The 22,646-nt window shown below is 45.6% G+C and carries 19 protein-coding genes and 1 pseudogene; 14 read left to right on the top strand and 6 right to left on the bottom strand.

Annotated features, from left to right (window positions below; genetic code table 11):
* Window positions 1–152: 152 nt before the first annotated feature.
* Window positions 153–1,142, bottom strand: coding sequence for a BtrH N-terminal domain-containing protein (locus PCH05_RS04240; RefSeq protein ID WP_127600997.1), 990 nt, complete (start codon window positions 1,140–1,142; stop codon window positions 153–155).
* Window positions 1,143–1,474: 332 nt separating this feature from the next.
* Here PCH05_RS04240 and PCH05_RS04230 point away from each other — a divergent pair.
* Window positions 1,475–2,739 (top strand): annotated as a pseudogene (locus PCH05_RS04230) (IS110 family RNA-guided transposase).
* A 641-nt stretch (window positions 2,740–3,380) separates the two neighbouring features.
* Here PCH05_RS04230 and PCH05_RS04225 read toward each other — a convergent pair.
* The 3 genes from PCH05_RS04225 to PCH05_RS04215 form a co-directional block, all read right to left on the bottom strand.
* Window positions 3,381–3,824, bottom strand: coding sequence for a GNAT family N-acetyltransferase (locus PCH05_RS04225; RefSeq protein ID WP_127600994.1), 444 nt, complete (start codon window positions 3,822–3,824; stop codon window positions 3,381–3,383).
* Between the two features lie 403 nt (window positions 3,825–4,227).
* Window positions 4,228–4,518 carry a DUF3892 domain-containing protein gene (locus PCH05_RS04220; protein WP_127600992.1) on the bottom strand — a complete coding sequence of 97 codons (291 nt, stop codon included), beginning with the start codon at window positions 4,516–4,518 and terminating at the stop codon, window positions 4,228–4,230.
* Between the two features lie 190 nt (window positions 4,519–4,708).
* Window positions 4,709–5,329 carry a class I SAM-dependent methyltransferase gene (locus PCH05_RS04215; RefSeq protein WP_127600990.1) on the bottom strand — a complete coding sequence of 207 codons (621 nt, stop codon included), beginning with the start codon at window positions 5,327–5,329 and terminating at the stop codon, window positions 4,709–4,711.
* A gap of 146 nt (window positions 5,330–5,475) precedes the next feature.
* Between PCH05_RS04215 and PCH05_RS04210 the strand changes: the two genes are divergently transcribed.
* Window positions 5,476–6,669 (top strand): DNA adenine methylase, encoded by a 1,194-nt coding sequence (locus PCH05_RS04210; protein WP_127600989.1) that lies wholly within the window; start codon window positions 5,476–5,478, stop codon window positions 6,667–6,669.
* Between the two features lie 76 nt (window positions 6,670–6,745).
* Here the strand turns inward: PCH05_RS04210 and PCH05_RS04205 are convergent, their stop codons facing one another.
* A complete protein-coding gene (locus PCH05_RS04205; RefSeq protein WP_127600987.1) occupies window positions 6,746–7,369 on the bottom strand; it encodes a BglII/BstYI family type II restriction endonuclease in 624 nt (207 codons plus the stop codon).
* A 219-nt stretch (window positions 7,370–7,588) separates the two neighbouring features.
* Between PCH05_RS04205 and PCH05_RS04200 the strand changes: the two genes are divergently transcribed.
* Complete coding sequence (locus tag PCH05_RS04200) at window positions 7,589–7,987, top strand: hypothetical protein (RefSeq protein WP_127600985.1); 399 nt, start codon at window positions 7,589–7,591, stop codon at window positions 7,985–7,987.
* A gap of 21 nt (window positions 7,988–8,008) precedes the next feature.
* Complete coding sequence (locus tag PCH05_RS04195) at window positions 8,009–9,046, top strand: hypothetical protein (protein ID WP_127600983.1); 1,038 nt, start codon at window positions 8,009–8,011, stop codon at window positions 9,044–9,046.
* Window positions 9,047–9,456: 410 nt separating this feature from the next.
* Here PCH05_RS04195 and PCH05_RS04190 read toward each other — a convergent pair whose 3' ends face one another.
* A complete protein-coding gene (locus PCH05_RS04190; RefSeq protein WP_127600981.1) occupies window positions 9,457–9,822 on the bottom strand; it encodes a helix-turn-helix domain-containing protein in 366 nt (121 codons plus the stop codon).
* Window positions 9,823–10,212: 390 nt separating this feature from the next.
* On the opposite strand from PCH05_RS04190, the gene PCH05_RS04185 reads away from it, so the two are divergent.
* The 10 genes from PCH05_RS04185 to PCH05_RS04145 all read left to right on the top strand — a co-directional run bounded on the left by PCH05_RS04185 (window position 10,213) and on the right by PCH05_RS04145 (window position 22,644).
* Window positions 10,213–11,808, top strand: a complete 1,596-nt coding sequence (locus PCH05_RS04185) for a hypothetical protein (protein ID WP_164766535.1) — start codon at window positions 10,213–10,215, stop codon at window positions 11,806–11,808.
* 34 nt (window positions 11,809–11,842) lie between these two features.
* Complete coding sequence (locus tag PCH05_RS04180) at window positions 11,843–12,529, top strand: hypothetical protein (protein WP_127600977.1); 687 nt, start codon at window positions 11,843–11,845, stop codon at window positions 12,527–12,529.
* Window positions 12,530–12,773: 244 nt separating this feature from the next.
* Window positions 12,774–13,727 carry a helix-turn-helix domain-containing protein gene (locus PCH05_RS04175; RefSeq protein ID WP_127600976.1) on the top strand — a complete coding sequence of 318 codons (954 nt, stop codon included), beginning with the start codon at window positions 12,774–12,776 and terminating at the stop codon, window positions 13,725–13,727.
* A 220-nt stretch (window positions 13,728–13,947) separates the two neighbouring features.
* Complete coding sequence (locus PCH05_RS27165) at window positions 13,948–14,946, top strand: hypothetical protein (protein WP_164766534.1); 999 nt, start codon at window positions 13,948–13,950, stop codon at window positions 14,944–14,946.
* Window positions 14,947–15,062: 116 nt separating this feature from the next.
* Entirely contained in the window at window positions 15,063–18,002 is a 2,940-nt protein-coding gene (locus PCH05_RS04165) for a bifunctional DNA primase/polymerase (RefSeq protein WP_127600974.1), read from the top strand.
* A 364-nt stretch (window positions 18,003–18,366) separates the two neighbouring features.
* Complete coding sequence (locus PCH05_RS04160; protein WP_127600972.1) at window positions 18,367–18,753, top strand: hypothetical protein; 387 nt, start codon at window positions 18,367–18,369, stop codon at window positions 18,751–18,753.
* 59 nt (window positions 18,754–18,812) lie between these two features.
* Window positions 18,813–19,223 carry a JAB domain-containing protein gene (locus tag PCH05_RS04155; RefSeq protein WP_127601271.1) on the top strand — a complete coding sequence of 137 codons (411 nt, stop codon included), beginning with the start codon at window positions 18,813–18,815 and terminating at the stop codon, window positions 19,221–19,223.
* Window positions 19,224–19,266: 43 nt separating this feature from the next.
* Complete coding sequence (locus PCH05_RS27160) at window positions 19,267–19,431, top strand: hypothetical protein (protein WP_164766533.1); 165 nt, start codon at window positions 19,267–19,269, stop codon at window positions 19,429–19,431.
* A 10-nt stretch (window positions 19,432–19,441) separates the two neighbouring features.
* Window positions 19,442–21,001: a recombinase family protein gene (locus PCH05_RS04150; protein ID WP_127600970.1), complete on the top strand. Its 1,560-nt coding sequence runs from the start codon at window positions 19,442–19,444 to the stop codon at window positions 20,999–21,001.
* Window positions 20,998–22,644, top strand: coding sequence for a recombinase family protein (locus tag PCH05_RS04145; RefSeq protein WP_127600968.1), 1,647 nt, complete (start codon window positions 20,998–21,000; stop codon window positions 22,642–22,644). The genes PCH05_RS04150 and PCH05_RS04145 overlap by 4 nt, the downstream gene beginning before the upstream one ends.
* Window positions 22,645–22,646 lie beyond the last annotated feature (2 nt).

The raw sequence follows: 22,646 nt of genomic DNA, 5'->3' as shown, positions 1-22,646 counted from the left end.
CGATGTAGCAGACACCCTGCTCCTCTCCTGCCATGCAGCTCAGATATTCAGAAAAATAAGCCATTAGGACAATATCCTTCTGATACATTTCCTCAACAATTCAGCACGGATGGAATGAAGCGATACATCAATCCGTCCAGCAAGGGCTCGATTTATGCCAAATTACAAAGATACTCCATGGCTGCTCGTTCTTTATCGGCAATCTCGAGCAAAAGCTTGGAAGCCTGGCTCAACTCCCGCAGGTCACCCGTTCTTCCTGCAAGGTCGATCAAAGAAGAAACGTTAACCCATATAGGAGCGATTTCAGTAAACAACAAGTAAGCCTGTTCTACTTTTGGGTCTCCAAACAGATCCATGCATTCTTTTAGAAAATCTCGATACAGATTCCGAAACAAAGCACCGCCGGTTCCCGCTCTTTCCATTAATAACGCTGTCAGGCATAAATCATGCTCAAAATTCTTGCTGCGAGAAGGCCACTTCAGGATTTCATTGCTCATTTTCATAATGCCTTTATTCCCTATATTGCGAATCGGTGGGTTTAAATAATCATGTGCATTCTTGGTTATGGATGATCGTATCGCGGGGATAAGCGGTGGAAGGGTGCCGATCGGCTCGATCGTAAAGGAACGATTCCTAGAACTCATGTGCCCCTTTGCGTTTCTAGCCATAGCCAAATTGGCCAAGCTCGTCTTCACAAGTCCTCCCTGTTGTCTCGTATCCGCCATGTAGGCGCATTCGTCATCCATGCCATATATTACCGCATAGTGGGCAGCAAAGTGCACTTTATTCGTAAAGTAATCCAAATAATAGGAGTCCAGCTTAAGCCCCACCGGAGTTCCGCATTCGATGAAGCTCCGTACGTTCTGCCAAGCTTTTTCAATAGACGAGGTTTCTTGCGCCTTGATGATTAAGTTGAGCCGGGATGCTATGGATGCAGTTAATTCATCCGGCTTCACCCTTCCCCCAATAAAAGGAAAGTCCATTCCCTTTGAATCCCAATAAATGAATCCCAGCCCTTGCCCAATACCGAATAACATCGGCTCCGATAGACGGACTCCCGCAAATTGAAGTAGATTGCCTATTGTTGTCGTCTCACAATGTTCTCCTTGAAAGGCACTAAAACCCTCAATGATTTTAGACATCATTTGTCTCCCCCAACAAATCGTTGATTATTTTCGCAACGAACGCTTGCTCACTCTCGATAAGACTCATGGGATGAAGGAAGGTCCCTCCACTTCCTACTTATAATCTTTTACATAAATCCAAGATTCAAATGATGCTTTCAAAGTATTTAGATACCAGATAATTCTAATTATAATCGATATACCCTATTATAAATCTTGTTTCCTGCCCGTTAGAATTCCTGTAGAATGAATAATTTGGACTTTGTACAAAAAAGAGCGCCTCTGTAACATGGGAGTTGGAAACGGGTCTACAGCCCTTTTAATCTCACCATCTAGGAGGTCGCTCTACTATGAAGTTTAAAGCTCAAGACAAGCAAAATCAACTCATTGAAAACATTTCCTCATCGCATCTGGTTGTCGGCGTAGATATTGCCCAAGAGACTCACGTCGCCCGTGCGGTCAGCTTTCGGGGAATTGCTCTAGGATCGCCGCTGGAATTTGGCAACCACGACGAGGGATTTCAGCTGTTCAGCCGCTGGATTCGAGATCTACTCAAATCTTACAAACTGAGCAAAGTTATTGTAGGTATGGAACCTACCGGCCACTACTGGCTGAGTCTGGCTCGCTGGTTTTCAGAGCAAGAGATTGAGGCGGTTCTTGTGAATCCCCACCTCGTCAAAAAGAACAAGGAAAATCGGGACAATACTCCCTCTAAAAGCGACCGTAAGGACGCGCTTGTCATCGCAGATATGGTCAAAAACGGCTACTATTCCCCCGTACGTTTCAATCCGGAAGCCTACAAGGAACTGCGAATTCTCATGGCCAACCGAGACACGGTTACCAAACGGCTTAATAGCGCTGTTAACCAGATTCATCGCTGGGTAGATATTGTGTTCCCGGAACTGCGGCAAGTCTTTAAAATCTTAACCTGCACAAGTAGCATTGCCACATTAAGGCTCTTTCCTCTTCCTACAGAAATTAGCCGTTTAACAACCGAGCAAGTCATAGCCGGCTGGAAACAATATGTGAAACGTCACGCGGGTTTGCAGCGAGCCGCGCAGCTCATCGCATTGGCTAAACGCAGCGTTGGCGCTACACAGGCTTTGCACGCCTACAAGCTGCACTTAAGTCAATTACTCGAAGAATACGACCTGGCCCAACGTCAGCTTGAGCAAATCGAAAATGAACTCCAACTCGTTCTTAAGCGCATCCCTTATGCGAAGAAGATGCTTGCTATTCAAGGTGTAATGCAATCAGCTTAGCCGGTATTTTAGGTGAAGCCGGTGATCTGAGTGGCTATGCTCACGGTAATGCTTTGCTTCGACATGCAGGTCTTAACCTGGCTGAAGCCAGCTCAGGGAAATGGCGTGGAAAAATGGTACTTAGCAAGCGTGGCCGCCCTCGTCTCCGGCGCTTCCTTTATCTCATGACGATGTGCATGGTTATGACTAATCCGGATGTTAGAGCCCTGCACCACTACAATGTCGATGTGAAAAAGCTCAAGAAAATGAAATCCATTATGAAACTATGCGGTAAAGTGGCTCGAATGCTCGTCAGTCTGGCAAAGAGCAACGAAGCATACAGTTCAGCTAAAGTGTTTCCGCAAGCGGCTTAAGAGCGTTATTTCACCAGTTGATGCATTCGCAGGATGACAAGAAGCACGGAGTATCGGGAGACGTTGCGCAAAAGGGCTCGGACCCGTTCCGTTAGAAAAACCGACCTCCACCCCTTAGTTAGATGTGACGAAGGAATGATAGGGCTTGACCCGTTGAGACATGGGAGTGAGAATCGCTAGGGTGACGTGGAGACGTGCATGATATGGAACAAAGTGGGTATTGGACACAACACCCTTGTTCCCGCATGCCCTTTCTATAGTCCCCAGCCACCGACTCCCCCTGGATTCTTTGCTTTCATGTTTAGCTCAGGGTGAAATCCTGCGAATTCATGAGTCTGAGTGAGGAAACTGAATTATTTCGAGGGAGCTTAATGGTTCAACTAACAAAGAACAACAATAAACAAAACAGCATTACTTAATGATTAGAGTAATGCAGTTTTTGTTCGAATCTCGACTTTGCGCGTTTGATTTTTTGTTCCACCATCATTCTATCGATGTTCCTCTAACAGAATTGTTGAATCACCAAAGTAGTTATGTAACTTTATGTTTCGCAAAACATTAAACTTTTGTGTGCTGTCATAAAAGATATTCCATAGTTATTTAAAAAGCTGTCGATTTCTCGACAGCCTGGACGTGAAGAATTACTTCTGCTGTTCATTGTATTTCAAATGTAAAATGGGGTAAGGGCGGCCTGCTCCATCCGCCAAATCTTCACCGGTTATTCCGAAACCGCTTTTGATGTAAAACCTTGTCGCATTCTCATTTTGTTTATTCACATCAACGGACGTGATTCCAAAACCATTGATGCATATTTGCATAATTTGTTTCCCATACCCTTTGCCAATTTTATCGGGATCGAGAAATAGTGCTTCCAAGTGATTTTCATTGATGGCGGTAAAACCAATGATAGAGTCTTCGGTATACCAGAGACGTACATCAAGATGAGGAAAATACATGGGCAATTCTTTTTTGATTTCCTCTTTATCGTTGAAACTCAAAAAATGATGAGTGGCCATTACCGATCTTTCCCAAAGATTTATAATCATATCATAGTCATTAACAGTTGCTTTTCTGTTTTGTATCATTTCGTTCTGCTCCTTTTTCTTTTTAATTTATCACGCTCCTTTCATCATTTTTTTGTAGATGGTGATCGTATATCTCCAATTGATATATGACTTCATGTTTACCACTCTTTTTGGAATTATATTAATCGATTTGCAATCAAACATATTTCACTTTAGTTATCTATTCTATCTTATTTAGTTGACGCCGCTCAATAGCTGTTCCTGTTGTCATGCCAACCACCGTCTTGTCACTATCGCCTTAATCCGCTGATATAACTACTATCAAACACTATTTCTTTTTGTGTGTACCATCACTTGTGATACGGTTCACCGTAACATCTATAGAGCGAAATTGAAAGGCACCCATTCGGGTGCCTTGAGCTTGTTTCAATTTAAATTCAAGTGTAAGACTGGGTTGGAAAACTCACAAAGGACATTCAGACAAGCTAAGCAGATTATCAGGTTGTGAACCATCGGCAACTGTTTTTAAATACTTGTGACCATACTGACTTTTAGCAACAATCACATCTACAGTCCTTCCGCCCGCGCTCACATAGAAGGCCCACTTTCCATTTTCAATTCCTTGAATAGCGTCTTGCTGTGTAATACGCCATCTTGTTCCGTCTGCATTTTTACCACCAACATGTGTGATTCTTTCATGTGGGTTATATCTTTCTGACTTGTTAACACATGTAATCTGATGCCTATCAGCCATTTTGAAGCCTCCTCTAGAATTATAATCAGCATTGTTATTAGTTCCTTTTTCTAGGATATATCAAACATATGTTCCCGTCAAGAGCGTACGTTCTAAGTTCGGGTGTAACTCCTCAACAATGCCCATTGCTTCTGTTGTTCGTTTAAAGTCAAAGAAAAGAGAACAACGCTGTCTTTTCTGTATTCAATAATTATCTTGTCGTCTTTCGGAAAATCAACAGATGTTCATGGACAATTGGCACAAATCGCCCTCGGTAATGATGCCGTCCAGATGTTACGTTGTGCTGGATCTTAATGATATGTGATTCTAAGGTTCCTGGGTAATTCATGTCCTTGATTATAGAGTAGTACTTGGCGTTCCTTCTATAGTCACCGATCAAGATAGCCAATCTACCACCTACCCGAAGGCTATTCATTAGTTTTATATTTACTCTGTCTAATTTATCTATGTAATCCTGGTAGCTCAGTGCTCTAGAGAGGTCATCGTCATGGGCTTCACCCCACACTTGCCCTGAGTAGACAACCATATCAAAATAAGGAGGATGGCTAAATATCAAATCGGTATTTAATGGTACCTCATCTTTTAAAGCATTCCATCCGCCCCACTGGGGATTTAGGTCAAGGTGAACGGAATTGGTGAACCCTAACTCTTTAGCCACTTCGTAACCTGTTCCTCCGCCAGCAAATACTTCTAAAAACTTTTGAGGTTTATAAAACTTCAATAAGTCTAATATGACATATCCCGAACAATTTCCCCTGTAGTCTGACTTCCCCCACTTACCTCTTACCGGATAAGATAAAATGCTTTTCATATAACCTCCTCTGAACGCAAAAAAGCACACCCAAAAAAAAGTGGGCATGCTTTGCTCCAATGCATTATAATTATATTTACTTTATTATTCAATAATATCATCTTGTCACCTAAGAATAAAGTACAAAGTATAAGGCGGTAAACCACATGGATAACATAGCGATCCTTAACAAGGAAGTAGAAGTCCCTCACTTTATAAAATATATGGGCTCCAAAAGAAAGATCATCAACTTTGTTGTCGAAGCAATCAACGAAGTTAAGACAGATGGGCCTGTTTGTGATTTGTTCGCGGGTTCTAGCGTACTATCAGGCATTCTCAGAAATCAAACTCATATGATTAGTAACGATATTCAAGCCTACTCTGCTGTCTTGGCTAGAGCTTATCTAACCAGCTATAATTGGGGGTCTTGCCCATCACTCGTTCAAGATGTGGTTTCTTCAGCAAGTGAGAAGGCCACCAAATTCTTTGAAGCCTTCCCGGCACTGAACTTCGATTATGAACAAGAGTTCACTGTGGGTGAGTTTGTGTCGCTAGAAGAAAAGCAACGTCAACTTATTGACTACGATTTTAGTTCCTTTGACTATCATTTATTTGCTAAGGACTATTCGGGAACATACTGGTCCTTTAGTCAATGCGTATGGATCGATGCCTATAGAGCAACTGCTGAGGAGTACAAGGGAACACCTTTCTATCACGCTATATTGGCCTCATTGATGTTTGCGATGTCTTACAATTCCCAAAGTACCGGGCATTATGCACAATATCGAGACGCTACAAGTCAATCCTCCATGGAGGATATTTTGACTTATCGAAGAAAGGAAATCACCCCATTCTTCATTAGAAAAATGGAAGAACTACAACAAACTCTAGGTACAAACAATTTCTCTTTTGATACCTATTGTATGGATTATCGTGATTGCCTTGGGCAACTCCCTAAAAATGCTGTAGTTTATGCTGACCCTCCGTATGCCTTTGTTCATTATTCCAGATTCTATCACGCCATAGAAACGTTGGTGCAATATGATTACCCAGAAGTTCGACACAAAGGCAGATATAGAACTGACAGACACCAATCACCGTTTTGTATCAGAACTCAAGTAGAAGATGCATTTCAAGAAATGTTTCAAAGAATCAGTGACAAGGAGGCTAATCTTGTCCTGAGTTACAGCAACACGGGAATGATTGATTTGGAGGCTCTTATTGATTTGGCTACAAGAACACTCGGAATTCGTTATATGATTGAAACCAGAACTGTGGATTATCTCCACAGCACAATGGGTAGACGAGAAGACAAGAGCAGAAATGTCCAAGAAGCATTGATTATTGCCAAGCGATTATGACGATTTTTGAACAAAAGAGAATTCCTTAAAAGCTAGGGAAGATAGGATTGATCCAGTCCTATCTTCCCTATATTTATCAGTCAACGTAGCTGTTCTTGTTTATACAAAATACTAATAATGGGCAACCCGCTCCATTTCTGCCCTTAATCCGCTTCTTTAGCTTTCCATAATGTGTTGTCGAAGCTCCATATGAACTCCCTTTCCCTAAGTTGTTAAAAATATCTTGTAATTCTTCTGCCCTTGTAATGATAATGCCAACGCTGATGGCACCCAATTCATGAAGTAAACGAAAATTACTTAAGTCTCTGTCAAAAAACGGATCTTTGTTATTCCATTCAATTTCCAGACCAATGCCTTTCTTGATAATATTCCCACGTTCATCAGAAAATTGTTTCTCTTTAAAACAGTCCACTTTATGTGTTGGAGTCGGGTATTCAATGTCATCTATTGTAATGTTTATATCAAATTTCTTTTCTACCCAACCTCTATCATAAAATTCGCCATCTAATTTTTCGGAAATTGGTGATTTTCTCCCCCCAGGCTTTAATATATCAATTCTGGTCAATTCAAATTTGCTTAGAACTTCAAGGATTTCCTCGTACTCATCCACAAAATCAGATTGCAAAATTCCACTTGCGTGGTTTCTTTCTACTACATCAAATTTCTCACGAATCTCTCTTGGTAACCGATCTAATGCCATTGTTATCCTCCCTTTATAATTTTGAATCCTTACTACAAGAATTAACATTGATAAAACAAGGATTAAACAATTATTAAGGTCCTTGATGGACAAAGTATACCAGATGTCTTATCATATTTCAAGGTCCCGGAATTATCTCCAAAGCCTAATAGGTAAAGGGTTCAAATCTAATTTAAGGTCCTTATAAAATCAAACTTAATCGTATTATGGAGGGATAAAATGAACACATTATACAATCAAATTTTTAAATTGCTTGAATCAGCCTTCAATCCCGAAGGCGACATTCACTTCCTGGCAATCGCAGAAAAACAAATCCAAATCCATGAAATAGAGCGACCCGTACATCAAGTGCGGGTCGCTCTTACTTTTCAGGAAGGTGACACGGTAAACCCTTATTATGATGGTACAGATCTCTTTATAACAATAGGCGAGGACAGCATCGAATTCACTCAGGAAAAAGATTGGGCGGATGGCCCACCAGCAATTGAGGGAAGTCCCATTGAACTTGCGTTAGACTGGGTATCTGAACTGGCTGAGCCATTTTATGTATCGCCCGAAGCCCTCGCAGCGGCCACAGCTAGCAACAAACTACCACCTCGAAATAACCCTCGAAAATAACTGCGAAAAGGAGATCATACAATGCATCTGACCATTAGCGAGAACAAGAAAAAAGCCGTCATTGCTTACATTAACGATCACCTCGACGAGCACATGACACACTTCCCCTACGCCAAGTACCCAACGGAACCGCTCAACCAGTGGCGCGAACAGTTCGCCGATCCGAAGGCGGTCGACCCGAAGACGATTCGCGCAGCGCTGTCCTGGCGCGGCGGATTCTGGCAACGGAAGGACGCGCCCTACGCCCAGCGGCAGACTGCCCTGTCCGCCATCAGGTTATGGCCGGAGTTCGTGCGGGAGGAGGCTGCTGAACCCGCCCATGTGTTCGACTTCTGGACAAGCAGGCTCGAAAACGACCCCCTCGCCTTCGATACCGCCTCATTTCTCGCCCACCTGATCTCCCCTGACGCGCTAGAGCTGGCGGACGCACAGCGGTTAGAAGCGATGCGGGACCTCCTCAAAGAGGTCGGGCATGACGGCGGCGAGCATAACGACGACTGTAGCTTGGATGGACTCCTTCGTTACACCGACTTTTTCCGGGCACTGCTCCCCAGGATGCAACCCAAAGATGCGAATCGGGCGCGTGTGCAGCTAGACCGCTTTTTGAAGGCGTACGGGAACCGGCACGCGCTGGCCAAGCTGGCGGGCAAGACTCCGGCCACGATTGAGCCCGCGATACGATCACTGAATTGGGAAGCCATCGACTGCAAGAAATACGCTCCCGAACAAATCGAGGGAAGGGCAAATGCGGACGTGCTGTTCGCCTGCCTGCTCCTCGCTCTCGACGGGCAGCCGGAACGCAAGGAAAAGCTCACCGTCGGGGAAGTTGCCGAGCTTGTCCCGCTCGGAAGCGGTGGTGTCTGCAACCCGGGCAGCTACCACTACGCCATGATCGCCCTGTTTGGAGGCCAGAAGGGACGTGACTTCTTTACTTTCGAGGATGACACGCTACAAGCAGAATTCACCGCCCAGGCCAACCAATCGAGCCGGGACATGCGCTTCTACTGCAAGCATGCGGATGCATCTATCTCTATCAATCCGAAGTACGCCCGTTCTTGACCCGCAAGTTTGCGTCACTTGCGTCGACGGCGACAAGGACAGTACCGACGCTTTTTGGAACAGCAACAAATCCTGAACAACATCAATTTACTTTGAAAAGGAGACTCATCCATGTCCAACAAAAACCCGATCGCCCAACTGACAGAGCAGGCAGATCAACTGCTCGAACAGTTGAGGCGTCACAGAACCTGCTGACCAGCATTCTTCTGCATGTCGACAAGAATTCTCTCAGCCTCAACATCTCCACCGCATTCTCGGTGGCGCTTGAAGCTCATTGCCAGTTCGCAAAGGCAGATCGTAAGCTTTTGAAGTGCAGGCTTCGTCTCATTTACGAACGGTCAGACCGCGAGGATAAATAAAAAGGCGAGTGGTGCGGCCTACACCGCTCGCTCGCCTCCTATAATTTTATTTTAATCTCGTCCCATTTCCTTATCGTAAGTACTTATCATGTCTCTTGTCATCCTTTGAACCAGCTTGACTTCCGAGAGACTTCTATCTCTTAAGAGTGATAAGTGCATTTCAAGAATATGCTGCTTCTCGGTAACACCTTCAACCTCATCTAGCTGACCAAAACTGAACAGATCTACCGGGGTGGCTCCCAAAGCCGCTGTGATTTTTTCTAATGAGTTCAGAGAGATATTACGCTCTCCCCGTTCCACACCGCCAATGTAAGAAACCTGTAAATCTGCTGCCTCTGCTAATTTTGCCTGAGACAACCTTTGCAATGTTCTTAGTTGTCTAATTCTTGCACCTACCAATTTCAATAAATCCGACATTGCACTCACCCCTCACAAATAAAAGTATGGGTGACTGGGTCGTCCGATAAAGACCATCAAACTATATATTTCATTGTTTTTGATACTCTTAGTAACTATAATAGGTATATATTACCTCAATAGTTCTTTTTATCTGAATGAATTTCTTTAAAAAATGATTAGCAATACCTTGAGTTTTTTGTCAGGCAGCAGTTTTTCAATAAAACCACTTCCATATATATCTTCCTTTGCTTATAATTAGGAGCATTGGCGTGGTTCTTAGGTCTCTCAACTTATGAGTCTAATTTCCTAATTACAATTATTAATACCGCTATGTACAAAGTCAGTGAAACGAATGCACGATGATGCTCCCTGGAAAGGAATTGACCAATGTGTCTACACAGCGTCATCATGAAAAAACTAAAGAGGTGTCCAATGAACAGTCAAGAAACAAATGAAACGAAGGTTACAAATAGGGATTTTACCCTTGTCTGGAATGGTGGCTTTAGCTACCTTACTTATCTCAAGAAAAAAAGCGACGCTACCCTTTCAAAGGGTAATCTCATCATCAAAGCACAAAATTATATTTTAGGTGCTTTCCCTAGCAGACCAAAGACCAACGAATTACCAATTACCAATATAAAAAAGGTATCGGTAGGCTCAAAAATAAATTGGTTTGATATGGTATTCGCCATTCTTTTTGCAATAGTCTCACTTATAACGATGACTTTCTGGCCTTTGTTATTAACTGCACTTTTCCTACTGCGTACTTTCAATACTACCATTTCCATAACAGATACATTAGGTAACCGAATAAATATACTGTCCGGTTCTAAAAGTGCCGCCAATCAGTTTGCAGAATTCCTGACGAGAACAGTAAATCAATACACCGAAGTAGCCTGTTCCAGTGAATTACAAACAAAAGATTCGCATTCCCCTCTCAAACCAATAAGGGAGAATAACAAAAAGAAGGCCATCTTTATGATTAGTTCAGCAGCAGTAATTGCTTTACTTATTTTGTTCGTTGCAATCTCCTCAAGAGGCAGCTTTGACAACAAGTATGTCCATTGGGTTAAAGAAAGTACAGCTATTCCAGGAAAACCTTACGCTTTGCAAGAGGTGCTTGAAAACAAAGAGATTTTTAGTAATGTTGAATGGTCTCAGGTAGCACGTAATGGAGATCAGGATGATATTGACAAGTTCGTTATGTATGAATCCACCTACTCTGATCAAGGCGTCAGTGTACACATCCGATCCATCTTACAAGTTTTTGGCCCGGATCAGTTTGATCCTGTCGAATTCTCAGTGGATGGTGAAAAGCACGAACTTCCGGATTGGACATTTCTACTAGCAGAAGCAACAGATAAATACGAAGGGAAGCAAACTAAGACAGAAGAGCCTGTACAGAATCCAGACGCCACTACAACACAAGATGAACCTCAGGATAGCCAATCAGTTGCCCCCGTAAAACAAACAAGCCAACAAGAAGAGGGGACTACTGTACAGAATACATCTGACATCTCACTTATGAACTTTTTAATTTGGGATACTTCGGACAAGGAAAAGGAGATCCCCCTGAAATTGGACGGAGAAAAGGCTTCGGTAATCATCGGAGCTGATACACCAAACGGAATCAATCTACGTGTCTTTATTGACAGCATGCAGACAGGTTGGAAACTTGAATTGCCTACTAATGAAGATGGACCATTTGATGAATTTGGTGATCTTAAGTCCGGGTTCAGTTTGTATCTTAGAGATTACGACTTCGATAACGACGGCACTCCAGAAGTGGTTGTCGCTGCAAGTAATCAAGTTGACCAAACATTTGTGTGGGTGTTCGGTTATAACTTTGTTGCGCTTGAAAATGGAACTTCACCGCTAGAACTTCTGATGAATGCAGAAGGACAATCTGATATTAATCTAAGTAACAATAAGATTACACTACCATATGGATCTCAAGGCCTTTTTGATGAGTTCACATATAATAATGGTGCATTTACTAAGTAAACACATTGAAAAGGTGTAGGAGGAAGCATTCATCTTGAAAAACAAATTTTTTGACTACTTTGCTACGATAGCAGTAATTTCAGCGATTATTTTATACTCATGGACTTCAATGTCTAGCTTAAAAGAAAAATACGATGTCAAAATTCTAGCCTCGACGTTTTCAGTTTCAGGTGAGACCAAAGATCTATCGGCCTTAACAGAAAGTCCAGATTCAATCGAATCCGAGGCAACTAAATACGGCAAGGCGTTCTTTGTTAATTTTGTAGAGACATTCGACTCAAAATTACTCGCAAAAGAAATCAGAAAAACCTCCGCCAAATCTAAAAGGACGATAGCGACTGCCTACGGAGAAACTGATCTCAGATATCACTTGCGGATCATTAAAGGGGCATGGATGCCAACAACGCTGGACTTTTCCACAAATTTCCTATATAACGCTTCGTATTTACTAAATACACCAAGCAAACTAATCAATAACCTGACATTTGATTTTAGTAATTCTCTCAAAATACACAGCTCTGAACGTTGGATCTTTGCTATTTGGGATATCCTTCATGCTATAAGTGGAGTTTTTGTTGCCATCATCATGTTGGTTTTAGGCAGCTTGATTGGGCTTGTTTTCCACCCTATTCAAAGCGTAGCCAACTTCTTCCCTTCTTTATGGTTAGTCTTATTATCACTTTGGCACGCGATTTCAAATTTTAAAAATATCTTGAAGTAGTTTGTGAGGAGGGCTGCGCTGCAGCCTTTCTTTTTTTGTTACAAGATAATAATCTTGTAATGGGTCATCATTAATATGCCTCGCTCTCAAACGGGAATTTAAATGTATATTATATCTATGTATGACGCTGAGACGCTCGGCGTACGGCACGTAGGTACATAGAAAGGAATGAAGGAATTAAAAACTTGGCTCTAAAAATCTATGATCATTAGTGCGATGTCTTTGCAGAAAAGGAGATGGATAAGTGGATGTTCGCGATTGCATAGAAAGGGAACTTTTGAATGACGGCATTCCTAAGTACAAACGAAATCGCCTTTTAGCGATAAGATACTATTTAGATGGAACTGCTTCAAGTGAAATCTCCATGAGACTTGGAGTTTCTCTAAGAAGCGTACAGCGCTACATTAAGGAATTTGTTGAGGTGGGCCATGATCACTTTTTAGAAAGGCGTCCTCCGGGTAACCTCGCCTTACTCAGTCAATCACAAAAGGATGAACTCATTCAAGACTTGGGAGAGTCCCCTACCAAGTTCGGATATGCCCTTACAGAATGGACTCCTGCTACATTGGCCTTGTATATAGAGGATAAATTTGAGGTGATTATATCTCTGGAGTCATGCAGGACAATATTAAGAGAAAATTTCTATGAAAACATATCGTCCCTTAGGAGCATAGACTCGGAGGATGTTGAGGAAATGTTTAAAAGGGAAATTATCCAGAATCTAACTGAGCCTGAAACAGCCGTTTGGATCTTCGGTCAATTCTACGTTGGATATAGGGCAGCGTACAAGACAAAAAAGAAATACAAAAGAAGGCGTGCAATTGTCCTGTGTGCAAGACAATATGATGTGTTCAATACGGTTTGTCATTTTGTTAGCCCGAATCGGGATAAAAAGGAACAATGGGAAGACATAATTAATGCTGCAATAAAGAAATCAGATCAAGAGGCTCTTTTTTTCTACCTTCCCAAATCACAGTATACCAAGTTCGTTGCCTCCCGATTTACCCATATAGATCAGAAGAAGCTTTATATTCATTACCTCCCAGATGGAGTCTCAGGTCTCCATTATATCCAAGATGTAAAAGATCATATCCTGGATAAATTAAATCTTCCTCTAAAAAATACCGAAGAAAAGACGCTGGGTAAAAGAAAGCAAAAAGAATTACTCTCACTCCTCGATAAGCTAAGCACGAATTAAAGTGCTTAGCTATTTATCAATTGAAAAACGACACTTTTATTTGGATTTAAAATTGAGTTTGTATCCCTGATAAACTCTACACTTTTTTAAAAGTGGATTTTTTTTGGTAAGCACTTGCTTGCGTAAAGCCTTCACCCATCTCAAAAGGCAAACATTGAACTCTAGTAATCTAGTAAGCGTTGAACGAAGAAATCAAAAAACCAAAAAGGAGAAATGACCCATGAATGAAAATCAGAAGTCCCAAAAAAAACTGCCAAGCGAGGTGCTCGACATCCTTGGGCAAGATTATCGTCCCTCAGATAGCACACAGTCGAGCAGAACCATCTCCAAAAAGGGTGTAGTAACAGTGGTCAGTACCAAGGGCAACGGTAAACGAGTCGCAATTGATCAGGAGGTCATTAATAGGATCGGCTCCCCAAAACGTGTACAGATCGCTCTAAGTAATGCTGCAATCGCCATAGGTGAAAAATTCACCAGTGACGATAATTACTTCAATCTGAAACAGACCGCAAATAAAGCAGTTATCTATTCTAGTCAACTAGTGACTGAATTAATGAAGACCTTTGGGCTTGACTTCACTAACACTACTTCTATCACGTTTCAGGAGGTAGATTACAAGAAAGTCGAGTCACGGGATGTAGCCATCATCAAAATGTCCGTGAATACAAGTGATTCAGACAGTCTTCCAAAAGATGCTGGCGATCCGACTGACAGCCGGAACTCTGACATGGACGAAGATTCCGGCGACCCCAACCCCGACGCGGGTGGCGATGTCGATGATAACTCCGACAACCTGGATCCCTTCGCATATATGGATGACTACGATGGCTCTTACGACCCGGATCCCGACGCGGACGGCGATGACTACGATGACTCCGACGACCTGGATCCCGACGCAGACAGCGATGTCGATGATGACTCCGACGACCTGGATCCCGACGCGGACGGCGATGACTACGATGACTCCGGCGACCTGGATCCCGACGCGGACGGCGATGACTACGATGACTCCGACGACCTGTATCCCGACGCAGACGGCGATGACTACGATGACTCCGACGACCTGGACCCCGACGCGGACGGCGATGACTGCGATGACTCTGACGACCTGGACCCCGACGCGGACGGCGATGACTACGATGATTCGGACCCTGATGAAACCAGTTCAAACTACCTGCACAGCAATTTAACAGGTCGTAAACGTCGTCGGTTAGCTTGAAGACCGAATAAAAGTTAGGTCTCTCGGAAAGTGTGGCACCTATTACAATCTGGTGAAAATTAAATGAAGCGGGGAGCTGGTGCTCCCCCTTAATAGATAGGAAATGGAGATCAAACATGACGCAATTGAGATCAGACAATAAGCTCGCTGCTGAAGCCCTAAATGCCATGACAACCGCTGCTGCTGCCCAAGCAATGGGCCAGGCCAAACTCGGCCCAAAATACCTGCCCCTTTGCCCGCCTAATCATAACGGAGTCTCTACGAAGCACAAGGAGAACTGCAAAAGACCTGGGAAAGTCCCCCTTTTGACCAAATGGACTTTGAATGCATCGGACGATCCAAACTTGTTAAACACTTGGTTCAACCGGAAACCCAACATGAACCTTGGAATGACACTAGGCGGTCAAGTTGGTGTGGTTGGATTTGATATTGACGGCGAGTACGGAAAAGCCAAAATGAATGAGCTTTTCAATGGCTCTATCCCTCCCACCTGGGAATTTACTACCCCGGGAGGTGGATCAAGGTTTCTGTTTGGTGTAACAAAGGGCCTAATTCTAAGGAAATTTTCTGATGTTAACCCGAATGCCGATCATGAGGAGCTAGCCCTATTGGCTGACGGCCAAATGACGGTCATCCCACCCTCCTTGCACCAAAATGGAGGGCAATACCTCTGGGTCACAGGCAGGGGCCCAGGGGACATCCCACTGGCCGAACTTCCAGAAAACGTACTAGAGAGAATGTGCTCAAGACAGGTCGTTTCCACATCGGAATTGAAAACCGTGGCGACAACGAAAGGAACCCATCGACAGTCAAAGCTTGACAAGCGTGAAAGACATTTTGTCGCCGGAATGCCGCCTGAATTGGACATTTCACTTCCTAATCCCGAACTGCAGAAACTTTCAAAGAGCTGCCAGGTGTTCAAGAAAGCAGTGTTCGAGCAGGATCACAAGGGGTGTGGGGAGGACCGCTGGCATCAGATTGTGTCCATGCTTGTTCGTGCCGGATTCTCGGATGCCGCTCTCACCTTTTCAAAACTAAGCGAGAAACACGATAGCCGCAGCGAGCAGCGTATCCTTGAAATGACCTCTGAAGGCGACATCGCGACCTACGGCCCGACCCGGTGCACTACGCTCGGTTGTGATTCGAAACAAATTGAGAAATGCCACCGTACCGTTCGTTTGGATCAACATACCAGGGAGCCTTCGAACTCTCCCGCTGCCTTTCTTCTGTCTTTCGACAAGACAGCTGCATTGCCCAAGAAGACTCCCGTGGAACATTATTCAGGATTACTCACCGATAACTACGGGATACACGGAAATAATCTCTGCAAAATCAAGTTCAAAAAAGAAGATGAACCAGATTACACACCGATAGCAAACTTTGTAGCTCGGATAGTCAAATCGATCACGAAGGACAACGGAGCGGAGCGTATGACCCTGTATGAGGTCGACGGCATACTACTTGGATCGGAAAAGCCTCTTCCCCCGGTTCAGGTCCTTGCCAGCGAATTTGAAAGTATGAAGTGGTTATCCATGTGGGGACCTGAGCCGAATATCTTTCCGGGCAACCTGACTCGGGACATGGTTCGCTTCTCCATTCAATCAACCGCAACGGCAGCTGTTCATGAACAGACCTACGCTCACCTTGGCTGGATTTCACTTGATGGAAAATGGGGGTACCTTCACGCAGGTGGAGCCTTGGGTGCCCCTGAAGTAAAAGTTGAACTAGACCCAAGGCTTCAAAACTACAAACTTTCCGAAAGTCCTAACAGTCCTAAAAAGGCTATGAAGGCAAGTCTGGAATTGCTGAAGGTAGCCCCGCATCGGGTAACGCTGGCATTGTGGGGCTTAACATACCTTTCGCCTTTGTGTGAGTGGCTACGAAGAATAGGTATAGAACCAAAGTTCCTGGTGTGGCTATATGGCTATACGGGCAGTCGCAAGACTACCCTAGCGAAACTGTTTCTCAGTCATTTCGGGGATCTGCTGGAGCATCCTCCCGCCAGCTTCAAAGACACTGCAAACTCGGTAGAAAAGCGCGGTTTCGATGCGAAGGATTCACTTCTTCTGATCGACGATTACCATCCCACGAGCTCCCCGAGAGAAAAGCAAAGCATGGAGCTGCTCGCTCAGCAGGTTCTTAGAGGCTACGGAGACAGAGTGGGGCGAGGCCGAATGAAACAGGACACAACCCTCCGAGCAGACTATCCCCCGCGCGGCATGGCAATTGTGACAGCAGAGGACATGTTGAGCGGAGGGTCCAGCGTGGCCCGACTGTTTCCCGTCGAACTGCTTAAAACAGATGTGACACTCGACCTTTTGACAACGGCTCAGCTTTGCGCCGGGAAACTGAGCGAAGCAATGAGAGGTTACCTGGAGTGGATTGGACAGGGTATGCTCATGCCTGAAAAAGGTGGCCTTAAGGAGCTTTTTATTGAAAAGCGACAGGAAGCAGCCAAACTAGGTGTTCACGGTAGACTTGTTGAAGCCTCAGTTTGGTTGTACATGGGCCTTCACATGGGCCTTGAATACGCCGAAGAAATTGGAGCGATAGCAGTTGAACAGGGACTAGAGCTTCGGGCCGAGGCATGGAAGGTGTTCCTTAACATAGCCGACGTGCAAGGACAACAAGTTACCGAGGTCAAGGCGTCGACACGATTTGCAGCTATCGTGTCCCAATTGCTTACAAATAAAAGTATCCATACAGATGCCGTACTGAGGGAACCTTTGCCAGAAACCTTACCGAAGAGTAGTTGTCACGTAGGTTGGCATGATGATACTTATTACTACCTTTTCCCGGAGGTGATTTACAACCAGGTGAGTCAGTTTTTGTCCAGACAGGGTGAGCATTTTCCACTTTCAGCGTCCATGCTCTGGAGGGAACTGGCCGATGCAGGAATGACAAACACTGAAACCACAAAAGAAAAAGATAAGGAAAGACGGCACATGCTCGTGAAAAAAACAGTTAGAGGGCACCGTTCGAGGCTGCTCTGGGTGAAACGAAGCTCTCTGGAAGAACATGAGAGGGAAGTGGAAACGGGCTCAGGCTTGATGTAAACACGCCCCCAAAGACTGGGGCTAAGCCCACTGAAAACGCAGTAACCGGGGCAGGGAAGTGTCAAGCGGGGCAAGGATTTTGGAATTACCCGCCCCCATTGCCCCCTAAAAATAAAAAAACAAAACAATCCCCCCCCATCTGACAGTAGAAAAAAGGGCATCTCCCCTCTAAAAATCGCGGGGGCAGCGGGGGCGTCTGTTGTGCGATGAGGAAGGCTATTCGCATGCCGGAGAGGCGTGAATGGGCCAGTTATCACATCTGAAGACAAGTATTCAATGTCCCTTTTTCAAAATCGTCTTTATCCACTTTTCGTTCATTTAATATAACCATGATATGGAAATCTTATCATGGAGGCGGATGTAATTGTTTAACATCGATACTTTTCAAGACACGCTAGTCGTATGCACAGAAAAGGATGTACTTCCAGCGTTGGCCTGTCGGTTTCTCGCAGACTTTTTCAGTTTGCTTCAACTGTCACTCGATTCTGAGAATGAACCCTTCCGGTTGTCCAACCACGGATACGCGCTGTTCGTTCTTGGGCCCGGCGAGCTTTCAGCCGATCTGCAAAAGAGTATGACAATCAACGTTGAATATGTTGAACGGATCGACCTTGGCGATTGCCAGCTTTTCAAAGTTTGTCTCATGGAGGGCAATGAATCATTCACTTTCCTGTTTTTAAAAGTAGGCACACAAGCTGAGGACGTGGAAACTTGGTTAAATAGCTTGATTGAGGACGGTGATCATTTTTGAATAAAAAAGTCTTAGAGGCAAATTCACCTGCAAAGCGAATCCAGGTAGTCGGTTTGAGAATGGTTCGCGAATCGACCTCAATTTTCTACCCTGGTCGGATGATTCGAACTGCGAAGGACGCCGCCGATTTGTTCGGACAGTTCATTGGAGACTGTGACAGGGAATCATTCTGCATCCTTTGCCTAAACACAAAAAACGAACCTACGGCGCTCCATCAAGTGTCCACAGGTACATTAAACGCTTCGCTGGTTCATCCACGTGAAACCTTCAAACTGGCAATTTTAGCGAATTCTGCTTCAATCATTGCCTGCCACAATCACCCCTCCGGCCAGCCTGATCCCAGTCAACAGGATGTGGAGATTACAGAGCGGCTGAGGGACAGTGGTAGCTTGCTCGGTATCGATCTCCTGGACCATATCATTCTAGGTGCCGGCAACTTCGTCAGCTTGAAAGAAAAAGGACTCATGTAAATTATCAAACACTGAAGACCACTAACGCCAAGGGGGAATTACCATGAAAACAACGATGCAAAAATCAAACGAGCAAGGCCTGTTCATTGATGTTCTCGCCGAAATGATATGCCAATACCTCGATGCCAAACAGGAGCTGCAACAGCGTGCGGACTACTGGTTGAAACTGTTCAAAAGTGTAGGCATCGAAGCGAAGATCGTCGCCTAGGGGGATCTCCATGAATCACGAACAACAACTAGCTGCCCTCTACATTCGCGTTTCGACTGAAGAACAGGTCGAAGGTTTCAGTCTGGAGGCCCAACGGGCTGCCTTGCTTGACTACTGCCGAAAGGCTCGTGTTGATGTCCACAAGGTCTACGTTGATGCGGGACGATCGGGCAAGTCCATCGATGGCCGAACGGCACTCCGCGAACTTCTGGAAGACGCCCGCAGCGGTCGCTTCCAGCAAGTCGTGTGTCTGCGGCTAAATCGGCTTTCCCGCAATCTGGTGGATCTCCTACACATCGTCGAGTTGCTGGACATGCACAGCATCGCGTTGCGCAGCCTAACCGAAGAACTCCAGACGGACACGCCTATGGGCAAGTTCGCCCTTCAGATGGCTGGGTCTGTAGCCGAGCACGAAAGGCGGCAAATCGCGCAGAACGTGCGCCACAGCATGCAGCGGCGCAGCAAGCTTGGCAGGTGGAACAGCGGCAATCAGGTTCTCGGATACCGCTGGATCACCCATCCCGACGACCCGCGTCTTTCCCACGTGGAGATCGTACCCGAGGAGGCCGAGCGTGTCGTCTCCATTTTCGAGATGTACTCCAGTGGCCTCGGCTTGAAAGCCATCGTCAATCGACTGAATGTTAAAGGGCACAGGACTAAGCGGGGCAAAGCCTTCCATAGCACCTCGGTGCGCAGCATCCTTGCCAATGTTAACTATATCGGCAAGATCAGCTACACGGACGAAAATGGCAACAGAGAAATAGTGGACGGTGAACACGAATCTATTGTCTCAACGGAACTTTGGGAGCAGGTGCAACGGCAGATTGTCGAGCGTTCACACCAGCCAACCAAGCGAGTCACCCGATCTTTCCCACTCGCGGGGCTGCTCAAATGCCCAACCTGTGGGAGCAGCATGACCCTATGTCATGTACCACGAAAACGAAAAAGTGGTAAACATACCGAAAGCTTCTATTATATTTGCTGTCGCTACAACTCAGGGGGAAGCGCGGTGTGCCTGCCAAACCACATCCGGGCGGAGGAGGCTGAAGCCTGGGTCGAATCCCAGGTCCGGCATTTCATCTCCCATCCATCCGTTATCGAACGGCTGGTTGCCGAGATTAATTGCAGGCGAGACAAGAAGCTGATGCCCATCCGACAACGGTTGTTGCAAATTGATACCCTTCTTGCTTCCCTAAAGGGCCGGAGCCTACGCTGCTACGAGCTTTTCGAGGACAGTCACATCAATGCCTCGGAACTCAGAAAAAGGCTAGACGAGATTCGTTCAGAGTCAGCCCTTCTGGAGGAAGAACGGGAGCAATTAAATCGTTCGGGAGCAGGGCAGCCTGTACATTCCATTCCCGCGCCTAGCATTCGGCAATCGCTGAACAACTTTCGCTCACTACTGCGGAACGCCTCGCCTGAGAAGCAAAAGGAACTTTACCGAAGCCTCATCGACAAAATCGTCGTCCCACATGACCGGGACATTACAAAGTCATCCATCCAGGGTACGGCGGCCCTGCTCAACCTGGAGATTCCGCCAATTAATATAGGGAGAGATAAGCAAGCATGATCCAGAAGGTAAGAGTCGCCATCTACGCACGTGTAAGTACAGAGGAACAGGCCGAATATGGTTATTCTATCGATGCCCAACTTGATACCTTGCGTAAATATTGCGAACTTTATAGCAGAGAAATCGCAGGGGAATACGTTGACCGAGGTGTCAGCGGGAAGAGCATAGAAGGGCGCTATGAACTGCAACGACTCCTTCTCGATGCCAAGGACGGGAAGTTTGATGAGGTCATCGTCTGGAAATTCAATCGAATGGCACGGAAGAACATTGACCTTCTTCATATCGTTGATATGCTCGAAAAAAACAATGTTGCCTTCCGCTCTTTCTCCGAGAGCTTTGACACGAGCACCCCTACAGGCCGATTCGCCTTGCAGATGATGGGTGCGGTAAGTGAACTGGAACGTAACACGATCGTGGATAATGTGAAAATGGGCCACAAGCATCGGGCAAAAACCGGTAAGCACAACGGCAAGGTGCCACTCGGCTACCGAAGCGTCAAGGTAGACTTACGAGGGAGAGAGTCAAAGATCGTCATCATTGAGGAAGAAGCGGCAATTGTCCGCAATATTTTTGAGCAGTATTCTGCCGGTCACGGCCTGAAGGCGATCGCTAACAACCTGAACCACAGGGGCCACAAGACCAGGATTGGTAAGCCCTTCTCCACTTGCGCCATCCGGGACATTCTCGACAATCCGATGTTCGTTGGAAAAATCCGCTACAACCGTTACGAAAATTGGGCGGAAAGACGCCGCAAGGGAAAAACTTCTGAGCTTATTCTTGTCGAGGGCCATCATCCGGCAATCGTCTCAGATGAGATGTGGAAGAAGGTTCAACTTCTACGGCAAAAGAAAAGCTCAATGCCTAAGAAACGCTTCGAGGGGGAATACCTGCTGACTGGGCTCATTCGCTGTCCCGAATGCGGTGCGGCGATGACCGCAAGCCGCACGGTGAACCGGGCGAAGGACGGGACGAAGATCGTCCGCATGTACTACTCCTGCGGTCGCTTTCGCAGCCAGGGCAGCTCGGTCTGCCACGCCAACAGCGTCCGCAAGGACGAGGCCGAAAAAGCCGTGACGGAGCGCATCCGGCAGGCAGTGACTCAGCCCCACATTCTCAAGAAAGTCGTACGCAGCATCAACGAACACCGATCGGGACGCATCAAGCCGCTTCGCGACGAGTTAGCGGCAGTCCAAGCCCGCATCGACAAGCTGGAAGAAAAGAAACTCAAGTACCTCGGGCTGTACGAGATGGACGAGATCGACCGCGACCTGTTCGCGGAACGCCTGAATGACCTGAACAGGGAGCTCGACACTGAGCTTACCCGCCGGTCGAAGCTGGAACTGGAACTCCGCGACGATCAGGCCGAGCCCGTCTCCTACGAGCTCGTACGTTCCTTGGTGGGCAGGTTCGACACCCTGCTCCACCGCTCTCCGTTCCCGCAGCGCAAAACACTGATGCACCTGATCGTGAAGAAGATCACGCTGGACGAAGGAAAGTGCGTCGACAGCGTCGAGCTCGCCTTCAACGAGGAGACCGAGAAGCATTTTTTAAGCGTAGCCCCTTCTGCTGAACTAAATGCAGAAGGGGCTTTTCCTTTCGGAAAAGCCCCTACGCTGAAGCAGAAATTGAGTATAGTGATCTGAGT

Source organism: Paenibacillus chibensis (assembly GCF_004001045.1).
Lineage (GTDB): Bacteria > Bacillota > Bacilli > Paenibacillales > Paenibacillaceae > Paenibacillus_AQ > Paenibacillus_AQ chibensis.
This window is presented reverse-complemented; position numbering and strand designations above follow the sequence as displayed.

Excerpts from the sequence above, each read along its gene's own strand:
- PCH05_RS04240 (WP_127600997.1), bottom strand. The coding sequence starts at position 1,142 with ATGTCTAAAATCATTGAGGGTTTTAGTGCCTTTCAAGGAGAACATTGT.
- PCH05_RS04225 (WP_127600994.1), bottom strand. The coding sequence starts at position 3,824 with ATGATACAAAACAGAAAAGCAACTGTTAATGACTATGATATGATTATA.
- PCH05_RS04220 (WP_127600992.1), bottom strand. The coding sequence starts at position 4,518 with ATGGCTGATAGGCATCAGATTACATGTGTTAACAAGTCAGAAAGATAT.
- PCH05_RS04215 (WP_127600990.1), bottom strand. The coding sequence starts at position 5,329 with ATGAAAAGCATTTTATCTTATCCGGTAAGAGGTAAGTGGGGGAAGTCA.
- PCH05_RS04210 (WP_127600989.1), top strand. The coding sequence starts at position 5,476 with ATGGATAACATAGCGATCCTTAACAAGGAAGTAGAAGTCCCTCACTTT.
- PCH05_RS04205 (WP_127600987.1), bottom strand. The coding sequence starts at position 7,369 with ATGGCATTAGATCGGTTACCAAGAGAGATTCGTGAGAAATTTGATGTA.
- PCH05_RS04200 (WP_127600985.1), top strand. The coding sequence starts at position 7,589 with ATGAACACATTATACAATCAAATTTTTAAATTGCTTGAATCAGCCTTC.
- PCH05_RS04195 (WP_127600983.1), top strand. The coding sequence starts at position 8,009 with ATGCATCTGACCATTAGCGAGAACAAGAAAAAAGCCGTCATTGCTTAC.
- PCH05_RS04190 (WP_127600981.1), bottom strand. The coding sequence starts at position 9,822 with ATGTCGGATTTATTGAAATTGGTAGGTGCAAGAATTAGACAACTAAGA.
- PCH05_RS04185 (WP_164766535.1), top strand. The coding sequence starts at position 10,213 with ATGAAAAAACTAAAGAGGTGTCCAATGAACAGTCAAGAAACAAATGAA.
- PCH05_RS27165 (WP_164766534.1), top strand. The coding sequence starts at position 13,948 with ATGAATGAAAATCAGAAGTCCCAAAAAAAACTGCCAAGCGAGGTGCTC.
- PCH05_RS04165 (WP_127600974.1), top strand. The coding sequence starts at position 15,063 with ATGACGCAATTGAGATCAGACAATAAGCTCGCTGCTGAAGCCCTAAAT.
- PCH05_RS04155 (WP_127601271.1), top strand. The coding sequence starts at position 18,813 with ATGGTTCGCGAATCGACCTCAATTTTCTACCCTGGTCGGATGATTCGA.
- PCH05_RS27160 (WP_164766533.1), top strand. The coding sequence starts at position 19,267 with ATGAAAACAACGATGCAAAAATCAAACGAGCAAGGCCTGTTCATTGAT.
- PCH05_RS04150 (WP_127600970.1), top strand. The coding sequence starts at position 19,442 with ATGAATCACGAACAACAACTAGCTGCCCTCTACATTCGCGTTTCGACT.
- PCH05_RS04145 (WP_127600968.1), top strand. The coding sequence starts at position 20,998 with ATGATCCAGAAGGTAAGAGTCGCCATCTACGCACGTGTAAGTACAGAG.